This is a genomic window from Phenylobacterium conjunctum (genome assembly GCF_042679085.1).
Taxonomy (GTDB): Bacteria; Pseudomonadota; Alphaproteobacteria; order Caulobacterales; family Caulobacteraceae; genus Phenylobacterium; species Phenylobacterium conjunctum.
The window spans coordinates 129,851-142,435 of sequence record NZ_JBHTLQ010000001.1; the positions used below are offsets into that span (position 1 = coordinate 129,851).

The window sequence follows — 12,585 nt, forward strand, 5'->3', positions numbered from 1 at the left end:
GGATCGGGTCAATGTCTTTCGCGGATCGGACGGAGGTGAGCGCGATGCGGTGGAACGACCTCGACGCCGACCCCTGTCCAGTGGCCCGCACCATGGCGGTTCTGGGGGACCGGTGGACGGTGCTCATCCTGCGGGACTGCCTGCGCGGGGTGAGCCGCTTTGACGACTTCTGCGCGCGGCTGGGCTGCAGCCGAACCACGGTGTCGGACCGGCTCGCGCACCTGGTATCGTGCGGTGTGCTGGAGACCGTGGCCTACCAGTCGCATCCGCCGCGCCACGACTATCGCCTGACCGAATCCGGCCGCGCCTTGGGCGGGGTGGTCATGCTCATGGCCCAGTGGGGGGAGACCTGGAGGCCGCGGCCCGACGGCCGGCGCCTCCAGCGGCGCCATCTGGCCTGCGGCTGTCAGTTTCAGCCCGTCCTGGCCTGTTCCGAATGCGGCGAGGGCCTGGCGCCTGGCAGCGTCGAGTATGTCGACAGGGCCGCGCAGAGCTAGGGTCAGCGGCGCCCCGTTCAGGCTTCAGATCAAGGCTCAACCCCTTCCAGTCCGCGCCGTCCGCTATTTTCCAGTCGCCGCGCGCTGCGCCTCGACCATGGCCGCCACGTCGGCCAGCAGGGCCTTGGCGTCATAGACGATGCCGTCCTTGACCGTGTAGCGCACGCCGCCGGTCATGCCCGTCTGGCCGGTCGTCTCGTCGAACTTCATCCGACCGGTCCCGTACAGCACTTTGAAGTTGGCCAGCGGGTTCTCGGGCACGATCACCAGGTCGGCCAGCTTGCCCGGCGCGACCTCACCCATCGGCGGCGCCTCGCCCTTGGGATCATAGAGCGTCGTGGCGCCGTTCAGGGTCGCCGAGCGGACCACCTCCAGCGGCGTCAGGCCGGCTTCCTGCAGGAGTTCGAGCTCCTGAATGTAGCCGAAGCCGTAGAGGTTGAAGATAAAGCCGGAGTCCGAGCCCGTCGTCACCCGCCCGCCGATCTTCTGGTAGTCGTGGATCAGTTGCATGTAGCGCTCGAAGAAGCGGCGCCAGGTCACCTCGTGCTGGGTCGTCCAGTCGAAGAAGAATGAGCCGTGGTGCGCGTGGCTCGGCTGATAGAAGGCCCAGAGTGAGGGAAGGGTGTAGGGCTTGTGCCAGTCGGCGTTGCGGGCCCGCATCAGATCGCGGCCGGCCGAGTAGATGGTGAAGGTTGGATCGAAGGTCACATGGTTGGCCTTCTGAGCCTGCAGATAGTCCCACCATTCCTTTGAACCTGGCTCGACGGTCTGGTCCCAGATCGCCGCCGCCTGGCCGAAGCGGTCCTCCTCGTTGGCGTAGTTGTAGTCGGTCGGGAAGGCCTGGATCTGGTGGTCCTTCAGGATCGACTCGAAGTGGCCGTAGTAGTGGGTGACGGTGCCCAGGCCCAAGGCGCCGGCCTGCTGGGCGTTCATCCGCCCCACGCCGGGCTGGCTCAGATGGGCCACCGTGCCGATGTGCTGGATCTTCGCCTCATCCAGCATCGCGGCCATGATCTCGGGCCGCTCGAAATTGAAGAACTTGATGCCGTCGACGCCGTTCTTGGCGGCCCAACGGACAAAGGCGCGGCCCTGTTCGGGCGTGTTGCAGGGACCCTTGCCCCAGCTTGAGCAGGGGGTCGTGTAGTTGAAGATTCGAGGGGCGACGATCTGGTTGCGGGCGCTGCGCGTCTTCTCGCTGACGACCAGCGCATTGTCGTCCCACACCAGCGGCACGGTGCGCACGGTGGTCACCCCGTGCGCCAGCCACAGCTTGTAGACATAGGTCAGGTCCGCCGCCTTGTCGGGCGTCCCGCCATGGGTGTGCATGTCGACAAAGCCGGGCAGCACATACTGGCCCGTGGCGTCGATCACCTGGTCGGCGGCGGGCAGGGGTTTGGGCGGCGCGCCCACCTGCCCGGGCCGGGCGCTCTCGCGGATCTCGGCGATCAGGTTGTCGTGGATGATGATGTCCACCGGGCCTACCGGCGGCGCGCCGGTCCCGTCGACCAGCGTCCCGCCCCGGATGATGAGGGTCTTAAACGGACCCTGGCCTTCCCCCGGCTTGCGGTCCGGCGCGGGGTTCATCCCGCCCGCCGCAGCGCCCATCGGCAGGGTCAGCAAAGCCGCCGCCACCGCCATCATCTTCCAGACCGCCATACGCTCGTCCCCGCCCCTGATCGGGCGGATCATACGCGGGCGCGCCGCCAGTCCAAGTCGCCTGAGCGCTCGAACAGTCAGGATCGTCCGCGGCGCGCCGGATCGGTGTCGCGTGCATCACCGCGGAGACCTGTGTCCGGTCCGCCTATTTCGGCTTGGGCGTCTTGAGCGGCTTCCAGGCCAGGGTCGCGTCGTCCGGCAGGGCGGGGAAGGCGGCGTGGGGCTCGGCCTGGTACCAGTAGGCGACCGACGAGAATCCATCATCCAGGGGCAGGTAGCGGACCGGCGGGCCCTGCCAGCCGATGGCCTGGATGGTCACCTTCAGGTCGGACTTGAACCGCACCGGATCCAGGATGTGCCAGCGGTACTCGCCGATCCGGCGCTCGCGATCCTTCATGTAGTACTCGGTCCACATGTCGGTCTTGTTGAAGACGTGGAAGCCCGCATAGAGGCTCGAGAAGTCGACCTCCTGCAGCTTCTTCTGGGCGTCGGGGCGACGATAGCCGTAGGAGCCCAGGAAGTAGTCCTCCTCACCGGTGGTGTTGATAGTGGGGTGGTCGGTGTCGCCGTCCATGTAGAACTTCACCTCGCCCTCGCCCCACCAGCCGGGGCTGAAGGCCGAGTGGGTCAGGTAGGTGCCGACATAGTGGCCCTGGCCCTTCACCCCATCGAGGATCGTGAAATCGGTCTTGGGCTTCAGCCGGTCGACCATGCGGAACTGGGCGTGCAGGTAGGCGGCGTCCTTGGGCACGGGCTGAAGCGCGTAGTTGATCTGGTAGTAGATCGGCACGGGAGCCTTGCCGCGGTTCTCGATCTCGATGCGGAACTTCTTGCGGAAGGGCATCTGCCAGAAGCTGTTCAGCCCGCTGCCCGAATTCACCGCCACGACGGCGGAATCGATCACCGGCGCGGCGTCGCGCCCGAAGCCTGAGGCGAAGAAGTCCCCGACCGGAACCTCGACCGAGGGCGTGGTCTCGCCGTCCCAGTAGATGCGCAGGATATAGGAGCGGTAGTCCGGCTGGCCGAGCGTCATCCAGATGTGGTTGATCACCCCAGGGCCCTCGGCCTCGCCCAGGGTCAGCCGGTTGCCCGGGAAGATGATCACAAAGGGATTGACCTTCCAGCCCGTCCCCAGGTCCTGGGCGGCGTCGCGCGCGCTGCCCTTCTCAACCTGGATCCGCGCCCCTTGGCCCTTCTCGCCGGTCAGGTTCTCCGGGCTGATCGAACGGCTGACGGCGTCGCTCATCCGGTAGAGCTCGCCGACCCCTGGAGCAGGCGCGGCGTTCGCCGCCCCGCCAAAGGTCATGGCCGCCACTGCGGCCCCGACGATCCTGGTGATCGCGCGCATGGGTGTTCCTTCCTAAATCCGGTGCGCGACGGTTGGCCCCGTCGCCGTGTCAGGCTTGGTCTAAATGGCGGCGACGACGTCGCGGGTCCGGGTCCAGACCATCTCGCGGAAGTCCGGGGCGTCGACGTAGAAGGCGTCCAGGATGTCGCGCTTGATCTGCATGCCCTGGGCGCTGGCGAAGTCGCCAAACTGGTGCAGCCAGTTGTCCGCCGCCATGGAGCGGCTGACCTTCTCCCCCGGCAGGGTGCCGAACTCCAGGGTCACCGACAGGACCTCGGCGGCCGGGAACATGCCTTCCAGGTGCGGCCCCATGGTGCCCGTCGACAGGATCGACGGGTCATCCGCCGGCGGGGACAGGGCGATGTCGCCCCACATGCGCCGCGCGCGCTGGATGCGCGACTGGCTCTCGGCCCCATAGGTCATCAGCAAGCCCTCGCCGCGGCGGCCAAGACCCGTGTGCAGGTCCAGGTGAACGGCGCGCGCGCGGCCCTGCATCGCCTCGGCCCAGATCCGCTCGATCGTGCGGCGCGACCAGGCCGGACCCGACCCGCCGTACTGCATGCCGCCCGGATAGGCGTACTGGCCGCCGCTCACCGCCTTGAACAGCTGGAACGGGCCCAGACGCTGCCCGGCCTCGCGGGCGGCGGCCTCCAGTTCGGCCACATGGGCGTCGTTCCAGACCTTGGGGTTTAGGATCTCCTTGAACGCCTCATAGCCCTCGTTGACGGGCAGGGGCTTCTCGAAGTCGATGAAGTTACGGTTGAGGTCGATGTTGTCCTCGTTGACCCGCCGGTGCCAGGCGAAGCCGAACGGATTGACCGCATGGACCAACACCACACGCCGGTCCTGGAGCAGCGGGGCCAGCACCCCTTCGCGGAGCAGGCGGGTCTGCAGTTCCGAGCCCAGATAGCCCTCGATGCCGTGCAGGCCCGAGGTGATGCAGACCAGTTCCTCGGCGTCCGACGGCCCGGCGCTGGCCACATGGGTCCCGATCACGCCCCCGGTCGGCCCTGCTTGCGGATGCGGGTGAAACGCCAGGGTGAAGCCTGCCTCCCCGGCGGCGGCCAGGAAGGCGTCCCGGGTGGCGTCGTGGCGCGCGGCCATGGATTTCAGGTCGAGCATCGGCGGCTTCCTCAGGCTTGCAGGACGACGGTGGGGCGGACCGCGTAGCGTTCGACGGCGGCCATATCGAGCTCGACGCCCCAGCCCGGCCCCTCGGGCAGGTGGACGAAGCCGTCGCGGTAGACCAGCGGGGACTGCAGCAGGTCGTGCTCCAGCATGACCTGGCCGAACAGCTCCATGTCGTAGCGCAGGGACGGCGCATAGGCCGCGCCGAGGTGCACCTGCCAGACCGACCCCAGCCCGCTGGGCTGGTTGTGGATGACGACGCCCAGGCCGTGCTGCTCGGCGAAGTGGATGGCCCGGGTGGCGGCGGTCAGACCGCCGGGACGCTCGCCATTGATGCCGATGGCGCCGATGCCGCCCAGGGCGTGCAACTCGAACAGTTCGCCCAGGGAGAAGCAGCCCTCATGGGCCATGATCGGGACGCTGACCCGCGACTGAACGGTGGCCATGGCGGTGGGGACGCCCGCCTTGGTCGGCTGTTCAACCAGCTGCAGGCCATAGGGGATGATGGCGTTGATCGCCTCGACGGCCTCGAACGGGTCGTAGGCCTGGTTGTAGTCGACGCGCAGCTTGGCGTGAGGGCCGACGGTCTCGCGGACCGCCTTCATGATCCGAGCGTCTTCGACCGCCCCGCGGCCCAGCTTGATGCGGAAGGTCTTGCTGCCCCGCTCCTGCCAGTGCCGGACCAGCCCCACGGTGGTGTCGAGGTCGTCCAGCAGCGGGATCAAGGCGCACAACGGCAGGCGGTCGACCTGGGCTCCGCCCAGCATGTCGGCGACGGAGCGGCCGGCGATCCGGGCCTTCAGCTCCCAGCAGGCGCTGTCCAGCAGGCCCTTGGCGATCTCGTTGCGGTTGATGTTGTTGGTCAGCCGGGCGGCCATCCGCTGGGTGTTGAAGGCCGACTCCCCCAGGACGTAGCGGGCCATGTCCGAGACGATGGAGTCGACGATCCCCTTGGGCGAGACCCCGGCTTCCGGAAGCCAGACGAACACCTCTGAACAGCCCACATGGCCGTCGGCGCTGAACAGGCGGCAGATCACGAAGTCGCCGCCCAGCCAGGGTTCCTCCGCGGCGATGGCCATGCCCAGGCCGTTGCCCGACCCGCCCATCACGGCGCGGACCTCTTCCTTGAACGGAATGGCCACCTCAGTGAGCTCGATCCGGACGATCGTGTCAGGCGCCATGGCTTCCTCCCCAGTGTCGCCCCGACTTGCGCGAGGCCTGGAGAGCAGGATAATTTTCATTACAAACTTTGAAAGAAAGTAATGGACGTTACAGAAAAAGTCGCCGACCTGATCCTGGCCCGGCGGGAGACCCTCACGCCGACGGAGCGCCGGCTGGGCCAATTGGTTTGTGACGATCCGGAAGCCGTCGCCTTCGGCACCACGGCCTCGGTGGCGCGGGCGGCCGACACCTCCGCGCCCAGTGTGGTGCGGTTCGGGATGAAACTGGGATTTCAGGGCTTCCTGGACTTGCAGGCGGCGATCCGCCGGGACCTGTCCGGTCGCATCTCCTCGTCCTACCGCCGAGCGGCTGAGCCGGGGACGTCGGGCGAACTGAATGTCTGGCTGGAGGTGGAGAGCCTCAATGTCCGCGAGACCCTGGCGGAAGCCTGGCCCAAGGCCGAGACCGCCGCCGCCTGGTTGGCGGATCCGGGCCGGCGGGTCTTCATCCTGGCCGCGGAACAGTGGGCCGGGCCGGGCCGGACCTTCGCCGACTTCCTGCAATTGTTGCGCGGCCGGGTGCAGCGGCTGAGCGGTACGCCGTTCCGGGTCACCAGCCAGCTGGGCGGGGCGCGGGCCGAGGACGTCATTGTCACCATGGACGCCCAGCGCAACGAGCGATGGGTGATGGAGACTCACGCGATGGCGCGCCGCCTGGGGCTCAAGGCGATCACCATCACCGACAGTCCGTTCAACCCCATCGCCGTCGACAGCGACCTTCACTTCCGGGTCTGGCGCGCCACCGCCGGGATGTTCGAGAGCAAGACCGGGGTCATGGCCCTGGTGAACCTGCTGCTCGACGCCACCGGCCGGGCCATGGGAGAGTCCGCCGTGCGCAGCCTGGCTAGGGCCGAGGAACTGTGGACAGAAGGCGGCGCGCTCAAGGGCGACCTGGCCCCCTAACGCGCTGGAACCAGGCTGGTGGCCGCCGTCTGGGCGTCGAGCTGGGCCTTGCGAAAGGCCGTGCGTGGGCCGCTGTCGGAGCCGAACTGGTAGAGCGTGTCACTCGAGGCCTGATAGGCGGGCCAGGGACCGGCGCCGCCGCAGGTGGGCGGGCCACCCTTCACGAAGGCGAGCCAGCAGGCGTGCATCAACTCCGCCATGGCCCGGTCGTCCGGGCTGATGAAGCGATCCGGCGTCGCGCCGAAATCCTTGAAGACGAACTCGATCTCGGCGGCGTGATAGGCCGTCTTCGTGATCGGCCGGTAGCGGCTGGTCACATAGGAGAAGTGGTAGAGCCAGGCCGGTGCGCCCTCCGACGCCTGCCGCGCCACCCAGCGGGCCGGGGCCGCGAACACCCGGTCGGTATAGTCCGCACGCACCAGCGCCTCCTCGCCCCGCGCGGCCTCATCTGGGTAGGCTGCGCGCACCTTGGCCGGCACGGCCGCCGACATGGCGGGGACGTAAGGCCCCATCAGAATATCCTCGCCGGAATTGGTCCCGATCATCAGCGGGACATCCGGAACGTGGCGGCGGAGGAAGGCCTCCGTCGGAGTCTCCTTCAGGAACACCCCGTCAACGAACGGAGCATAGGCGCCGCCGACCTTATCCAGCACCGTCTGGGCCGGCAGGGCGCGAAGGTCTGCGAGGGTGGGCGCGGTCAGGCCGAGCGCGGGTTCAGCGGCGACCGCGGTGGCCTCGCGGTCTGCGAGGGTCTCCTTCGGATACCAGCCGCCTCCGGACTGCACGATGGCGCGGCGGTAGAGGCCGCGCGCGGCCGGCGTCGCCATCAGGAACTGAACGCTCATGGCGCCGGCGCTCTCGCCGGCGACGGTCACCTGCCTCGGGTCCCCGCCGAAGGCGCTGATGTTCCGCTTCACCCAGTCCAGCGCGGCCACCTGGTCCATCAGCCCGTAGTTCCCCACAGGACCGCCCCGCGCAGCCTTCGTCAGGGCCGGATGGGCGAAGGATCCGAACGGGCCCAGCCGATAGTTGATGGACACCACGACCACACCGTCTCGGGCGAAGGCGGCGCCGGACGTGACATAGCCCGCGCCGGTCTTGTGCGACCCGCCATGGATCCAGACGAGGACCGGCGCGGCCTTGGCGTCCACAGGGGCCCAGACATAGGCCTGCAGGCAGTCTTCGCTGACCGGGGCCTTGACCCCGCCGCCGTTCGCAAGCCCGCCGGGCAGCAGTTTCTGCATGCAGGCCGGACCCTGCTGGGTGGCGTCGCGCTCGCCGGTCCAGCGCACGGGCCGTGCGGGCGGCGCCCAGCGCAGGTCGCCGACAGGCGGGGCGGCGTAGGGCACGGCCTGGAAGCTCGCGACCCCATCGCGGGCATCCCCGACCAGCACGCCGGTTTCCACCTTGACCCGAACGGGTTCCGCCGCGGCGTTGGTGGCGGCGAGGCTTAGCGCCGCCGCCAGGATCAGGTTCTTCATGGTTCCCCCCGTCTTCCCCTGAGGGGAATTGTCTCGTTGTCGGCGTGTCAGGCGGCCGCGAGGCCGCCCAGGGCCTGGCGCGCGGTAGCCAGGGCCTGGCCCAGGATCATTCCCTTCCAGTCCGGCTGGTCGCCAAAGAAGGCGGCGCGGATCTCGGCCTTGATGGCCGCGGCGTCCGCCCCCAGCGGGTCGCCGTGCATGTGCAGCCAGTTGTCGGCGCGGATGGCGTTCAGGACCTTGGGGCCGGGCAGGGTGCCGAATTCCAGGGCCACACAGGCCGTCTCGGCATGACCGAGCAGGGCCGGCACGCCCTCCAGGGTGTCGCCGCTGACCTTGGAGATCGCTGCCTCGCCCTTGGCCATGGAGGTGATCGCGGCGCCGAACCAGTTTCGCGCCCGCTCATAGGCCGGGTCGCCCGGACCCTCGACGATGATCGGCTCGCCATAGCCCCAGGGGCCGAGGCCGGTGTGGAAATCGATCACCGCCACCCGCCGCGCGCGGGCCAGCCGCTCGCTCAGCAGGTCCGTCAGGGTGCGTCGCGCCCAGACGGGCGCTTGGCCGCCATAGAAGATGCCCTTCGGATCGACGTACTGGCCGCCGCTCGCCGCCTCGGCCAGGGCCGCTGCGCCATGTTCGCGCCCATAGTCGCCCAGGGCGGCGCGGGTCGCGGCCTGGGTCTCCGCGGACCAGTCGGCGGGACTCAGGACGCCGGCCAGGGCCTCGTAGCCCAGGTTGCGCGGGCGCTCGGCCGCGAAGTCGATCCAGTTGCGGTTGAGGTCGACATTCTCCTCGGTCATCCGCCGCAGCCAGGCGAAGCCGTGCGGGTTGACCGCGTGGACGTGCATGACGGCCACGCCGGCCGGCAGGTCACGACCTTCGCCCCGGCGCAGCCAGTCCACCTGAGCGCCCGAGCCGCAGAACCCCTCGACTCCATGGACGGCGCTGAAGGTCACCAGCACCCGTTCAGCCTCGCGTGGGCCAAGCCAGGCGACATCCACGGCCAGGGCCTCGCCCTTGGGGCCGGTCAGGGGATGGGGGATCTGCTGGGTCTGCGCGCCTTCGTCTGCGGCGGCGGCCCGGAACTTGTCCCGCGCCTCGGCGTAGTCGGCGCTGAAGCTGTCGAGACTGTCCATCACGCCCAACCGAGGAAGGCGGCGATGTCGTCCAGGCACGCCTTCGCCTCGGGCAGGTCGGGGCTGAACATGAAGCCGTGCCACATGCCGTCCCAGACCCTCAGGTCCGCCTCGACCCCGCCGCGCCGCATGGCCCAGTAGAGCCGGACGCAGGGGCTCAACAGCACATCACGGGTGCCGGTGACGATCACGCTGCGCGGATAGCCTGGCGCATAGGTCGCCCGCGACGGGGACAGTCGAGGGGCTTCCGGATCAGCCTCTCCGACATAGGCGGCCAGCGCCTTGTCGAGCTGGTCGGTCCAGCTTAGCACCGGGTCGCGGCCGTCATTGGCCTCCAGGCTGTCGCCGATGGCCTTCATGTCGGCGCCCGGCGTGAGCAGGATCGCGGCGTCCGGCATATCCAGGCCCTCGGCCTGGGCGCTGGACAGCATGGTGGCGGCCAGGGTCGCGCCGGCTGACATGCCCACCACCGCCAGCCCCTTGGCGCCGCCGCCCCAGGCCAGCTCGCGATAGACGTCCTCGCAGTCTTCCAGGCCAGCCGGGAAGGGGTGTTCCGGCGCCAGGCGATACTCCACGGACAGCACTTCCACGCCGAACCTGCGGGCCAGCAGCATGGCGCCGGTGTCGTGGGCCTCGCCGAAGGCGAAGGCGCCGCCGTGCAGGTACAGGATGCGGCGATCCTGTGTGTGACCTTCTCGCGGGCGGACCCGGACCACGGGGATCTCGGCGATCTCGATCCTCTGCACCTCGACCTCGAACCGGGCCTGCAGGTCAGCCTTGCGCTGGGCGCCCATGGCGCGGCCCATCTCGCGGATCTGAGCGGCGAGCGCCGGCGTCAGGTCCACGCCCGCCAGTCGCGCCGGCGTTTCCTGCTCCAACTGGGCCAGGGCTTCGGGGCTCAGGAAGGCGGCGGCGCCGACATCGGCGGCGGGGGTCAGTCCGGTCATGACGGATCCTGCTGGCTGTAAGATGAGAGGCTGGCCCAGACTCCCAGGGCGATGGCGACATCCTGCACGCCAAGCCCGGTGAGGTCGGCTACCGCAGAGACGCCCGGCGACGGGGCCGGGCCATCCGGCAAGAGGGCGCCAATCTCGATGACCTGCTCGACGGCCAGACCCTCTTGCCGGGCCCAGGCGCATTCGCCGTGATCCAGGGCCTGGCTGCGGCTGTCGGCGAGCACCAGGTCCGCCCCTGCGACCACGCCTGGCCCCAGTTCCCGCTTGCCGGGCGCATCGGCGCCGACCGCGACGATCCGGTAGCCGGGGCGCAGCATGTCGCGCAGCAGCACCGGCTCGCGGGCCGGCGTGGTGGTGACGATCAGGTCCGCCCTGTGGCCAAGCTCTGTGAGGTCAGGGGCGCGATCCGCCGCGAACCCCTGGACCTGCAGCCGGCGGCAGAGCTCATCGGCGGCGTCCGTGCGCCGGGCCCAGACCAGGATGCGCCCGGCGCCGATCTGACGCGCGATCCAGGCGGCCTGCAACTCGGCCTGAACCCCGGCGCCCACCACGCCCAGGGTCGGCGCGCGCCAGGCGGGGTCGGCGATCACCTGGGCGGCGACGGCGCCGGCCATGGCGGTGCGCAGATCGGTCAGCTCGCCATCATCCTGCAGCAGCGCCAGGGGCGCCCCAGTGCGGGCGCTGGCCACAAGCATCAGACCAGACCCGGGCGGCAGACCCTGGCGCGGATTGTCGTAGAAGGTCGAGGCCAGCTTCACCACGAAGGCGTCGTCGCCCCTGAGCCAGGCGCTCTTGATATGGGTGTCGCCAGGCGGGTCGGTGAATCCCAGGTGGCCGACCGCCGCCTGTTGGGCCTCGCCGCGGGCGAAGCGCCGCATGGCCTGGGCGACGGCGGCAAGGCTCGCCTCCGGGTCGAAGACGGCCCGGATCTCATCGCGGCTGACGACCTTCACGCCTCGCCCGCCTCGGCGCGCAGGGCGGCCAGTTCGCCGTAGAGCGTGGCCCGGCTGACGCCCAGCAGGCGCGCCACATAGGCCGGAGCACGGCGGGCCTCGAAGGCGCCTCTGCGCTGCAACTCAGCGATCAGCGCCCGGCGCTGGGCGCGGTCCAGGCGGTCGAGAACCAGGCCGCGCTCCGCGGTCCAGGCGGCGACTAGGCGGTTCACGCTCTCATGCCAGTCGGCCACGAACAGCGAGGCCACCTCGCCCTGGGGCGCTGCCGGGGCCAGGAAGGCGTCAAGGGCCCGACGCACGGCGTCCAGGCCGGAGACATCGGTGTTGAGGCACAAGAGGCCCAGGGGGGCGCCGGCTCCATCGCGCAGGACGATGGACACGCACTTCATGCGCCGGCCGTCCCAGTTGATCTTCTCATAGGGGCCGATCACCCGGCTCGATTCATCCCAGGCGAAGCCCTCCAGCAGGGACGGATCGCCAGGCCCGCGCTGCGACATCGGATTGGCGATATGGGCCACGCAGCCGGTCGCCAGGTCATGCACCACCGCCTCGACATGGGGCGCGTGCAACGCCGCCAAGCCGTCGGCCACAGCGAAGAAGGGCGTCAGGCCGGGCGTGTGGGTCTGAAAGTCGTCAGGCGGCGTCATGGTCGCTCCGGGTGAGGGGCAGCGCTCGATCAGGCTTTGGCGGGCGCGCGCAGGTAGATGGACTGGCGCGGGCGGGCCAGCACCCGGCGCAGCATCGGCTCGAAGGCCTCCAGCGGCATCGAGTCATAGGCCGGGTCGAAGCTGTTCTGGTCGTAGCGGTGGCAGAATTCCGCGCAGTGCTCGAAGTGCGGATGGCCGCGGTACTGCTCCCGAAGGTCCCGATCCAGACCCAGGTGATGGAAGAAGTAGTAGCCCTGGAAGACGCCGTGCTTGTCGAGCATCCAGTGGTTCGCCTCGCTGACGAATGGCTTGAGGATCACCGCGCCGATCTCGGCGTGGTTGGCCGGGCCCATCAGGTCGCCGATGTCGTGCATCAGGGCGCAGACGACATATTCCTCGTCGCGGCCGTCCCGGAACGCCCGCGTGGCGGTCTGCAGGCTGTGTTCCAAGCGGTTGACCGCATAGCCATCCAGGCCGCCTTCGAGCATCCGCAGTTGACCGAGCAGCCGGTCCGGCAGTTCGCGGCGGAAGTCTCCGGCCAGCCTGGAGATCTCCTGCCACTGTTCCGCCGTGCCCTCGGTCATGGCGTGGAAGCTGGTCTTCGTCTCGGTGTGGTGGTCGGTCATGCTGCTTCCCCCTGGCGCGCTCTGTCAGCTGATCCTA

Annotated in this window: 12 protein-coding genes; 2 read left to right on the top strand and 10 right to left on the bottom strand. The window is 69.4% G+C overall.

The window, feature by feature from the left end; all coding sequences use genetic code 11:
* Nucleotides 1-11 precede the first annotated feature (11 nt).
* On the top strand, nucleotides 12-497 hold the full coding sequence (locus ACFQ27_RS00595; protein WP_377351991.1) for a winged helix-turn-helix transcriptional regulator: 486 nt from the start codon (nucleotides 12-14) through the stop codon (nucleotides 495-497).
* 63 nt (nucleotides 498-560) lie between these two features.
* Here the strand turns inward: ACFQ27_RS00595 and ACFQ27_RS00600 are convergent, their stop codons facing one another.
* The 4 genes from ACFQ27_RS00600 to ACFQ27_RS00615 form a co-directional block, all read right to left on the bottom strand.
* Nucleotides 561-2,153: an amidohydrolase family protein gene (locus ACFQ27_RS00600; RefSeq protein WP_374345589.1), complete on the bottom strand. Its 1,593-nt coding sequence runs from the start codon at nucleotides 2,151-2,153 to the stop codon at nucleotides 561-563.
* Between the two features lie 145 nt (nucleotides 2,154-2,298).
* Entirely contained in the window at nucleotides 2,299-3,501 is a 1,203-nt protein-coding gene (locus ACFQ27_RS00605; RefSeq protein ID WP_377351992.1) for a glycoside hydrolase family 172 protein, read from the bottom strand.
* 60 nt (nucleotides 3,502-3,561) lie between these two features.
* Nucleotides 3,562-4,623 (bottom strand): DUF2817 domain-containing protein, encoded by a 1,062-nt coding sequence (locus ACFQ27_RS00610; RefSeq protein WP_377351993.1) that lies wholly within the window; start codon nucleotides 4,621-4,623, stop codon nucleotides 3,562-3,564.
* Between the two features lie 11 nt (nucleotides 4,624-4,634).
* The gene (locus ACFQ27_RS00615; protein ID WP_377351994.1) at nucleotides 4,635-5,810 is read right to left on the bottom strand and encodes a mandelate racemase/muconate lactonizing enzyme family protein; all 1,176 of its coding nucleotides are present in this window, start codon (nucleotides 5,808-5,810) and stop codon (nucleotides 4,635-4,637) included.
* 81 nt (nucleotides 5,811-5,891) lie between these two features.
* Between ACFQ27_RS00615 and ACFQ27_RS00620 the strand changes: the two genes are divergently transcribed.
* Entirely contained in the window at nucleotides 5,892-6,752 is an 861-nt protein-coding gene (locus ACFQ27_RS00620) for a MurR/RpiR family transcriptional regulator (protein WP_374345585.1), read from the top strand.
* Here ACFQ27_RS00620 and ACFQ27_RS00625 read toward each other — a convergent pair.
* Genes ACFQ27_RS00625 through ACFQ27_RS00650 form a run of 6 tightly spaced genes read right to left on the bottom strand, consistent with a single transcriptional unit; the run spans nucleotide 6,749 to nucleotide 12,548 of the window.
* Nucleotides 6,749-8,233, bottom strand: coding sequence for a carboxylesterase/lipase family protein (locus ACFQ27_RS00625; protein WP_377351995.1), 1,485 nt, complete (start codon nucleotides 8,231-8,233; stop codon nucleotides 6,749-6,751). The genes ACFQ27_RS00620 and ACFQ27_RS00625 overlap by 4 nt on opposite strands.
* A gap of 47 nt (nucleotides 8,234-8,280) precedes the next feature.
* Nucleotides 8,281-9,366 (bottom strand): M14 family metallopeptidase, encoded by a 1,086-nt coding sequence (locus ACFQ27_RS00630; RefSeq protein ID WP_377351996.1) that lies wholly within the window; start codon nucleotides 9,364-9,366, stop codon nucleotides 8,281-8,283.
* The gene (locus ACFQ27_RS00635) at nucleotides 9,366-10,313 is read right to left on the bottom strand and encodes an alpha/beta hydrolase (protein WP_377351997.1); all 948 of its coding nucleotides are present in this window, start codon (nucleotides 10,311-10,313) and stop codon (nucleotides 9,366-9,368) included. The genes ACFQ27_RS00630 and ACFQ27_RS00635 overlap by 1 nt, the downstream gene beginning before the upstream one ends.
* On the bottom strand, nucleotides 10,310-11,275 hold the full coding sequence (locus ACFQ27_RS00640) for a hypothetical protein (protein ID WP_377351998.1): 966 nt from the start codon (nucleotides 11,273-11,275) through the stop codon (nucleotides 10,310-10,312). The genes ACFQ27_RS00635 and ACFQ27_RS00640 overlap by 4 nt, the downstream gene beginning before the upstream one ends.
* Entirely contained in the window at nucleotides 11,272-11,922 is a 651-nt protein-coding gene (locus ACFQ27_RS00645; protein WP_377351999.1) for a helix-turn-helix transcriptional regulator, read from the bottom strand. Before ACFQ27_RS00645 ends, ACFQ27_RS00640 begins: the two co-directional genes overlap by 4 nt.
* A gap of 29 nt (nucleotides 11,923-11,951) precedes the next feature.
* The gene (locus tag ACFQ27_RS00650; protein ID WP_374345579.1) at nucleotides 11,952-12,548 is read right to left on the bottom strand and encodes an HD domain-containing protein; all 597 of its coding nucleotides are present in this window, start codon (nucleotides 12,546-12,548) and stop codon (nucleotides 11,952-11,954) included.
* Nucleotides 12,549-12,585: the final 37 nt, after the last annotated feature.

Coding starts and splice junctions, on each gene's coding strand:
- ACFQ27_RS00615 (WP_377351994.1), bottom strand. CDS start 5,810: ATGGCGCCTGACACGATCGTCCGGATCGAGCTCACTGAGGTGGCCATT.
- ACFQ27_RS00595 (WP_377351991.1), top strand. CDS start 12: ATGTCTTTCGCGGATCGGACGGAGGTGAGCGCGATGCGGTGGAACGAC.
- ACFQ27_RS00605 (WP_377351992.1), bottom strand. CDS start 3,501: ATGCGCGCGATCACCAGGATCGTCGGGGCCGCAGTGGCGGCCATGACC.
- ACFQ27_RS00645 (WP_377351999.1), bottom strand. CDS start 11,922: ATGACGCCGCCTGACGACTTTCAGACCCACACGCCCGGCCTGACGCCC.
- ACFQ27_RS00625 (WP_377351995.1), bottom strand. CDS start 8,233: ATGAAGAACCTGATCCTGGCGGCGGCGCTAAGCCTCGCCGCCACCAAC.
- ACFQ27_RS00630 (WP_377351996.1), bottom strand. CDS start 9,366: ATGGACAGTCTCGACAGCTTCAGCGCCGACTACGCCGAGGCGCGGGAC.
- ACFQ27_RS00610 (WP_377351993.1), bottom strand. CDS start 4,623: ATGCTCGACCTGAAATCCATGGCCGCGCGCCACGACGCCACCCGGGAC.
- ACFQ27_RS00600 (WP_374345589.1), bottom strand. CDS start 2,153: ATGGCGGTCTGGAAGATGATGGCGGTGGCGGCGGCTTTGCTGACCCTG.
- ACFQ27_RS00620 (WP_374345585.1), top strand. CDS start 5,892: ATGGACGTTACAGAAAAAGTCGCCGACCTGATCCTGGCCCGGCGGGAG.
- ACFQ27_RS00635 (WP_377351997.1), bottom strand. CDS start 10,313: ATGACCGGACTGACCCCCGCCGCCGATGTCGGCGCCGCCGCCTTCCTG.
- ACFQ27_RS00650 (WP_374345579.1), bottom strand. CDS start 12,548: ATGACCGACCACCACACCGAGACGAAGACCAGCTTCCACGCCATGACC.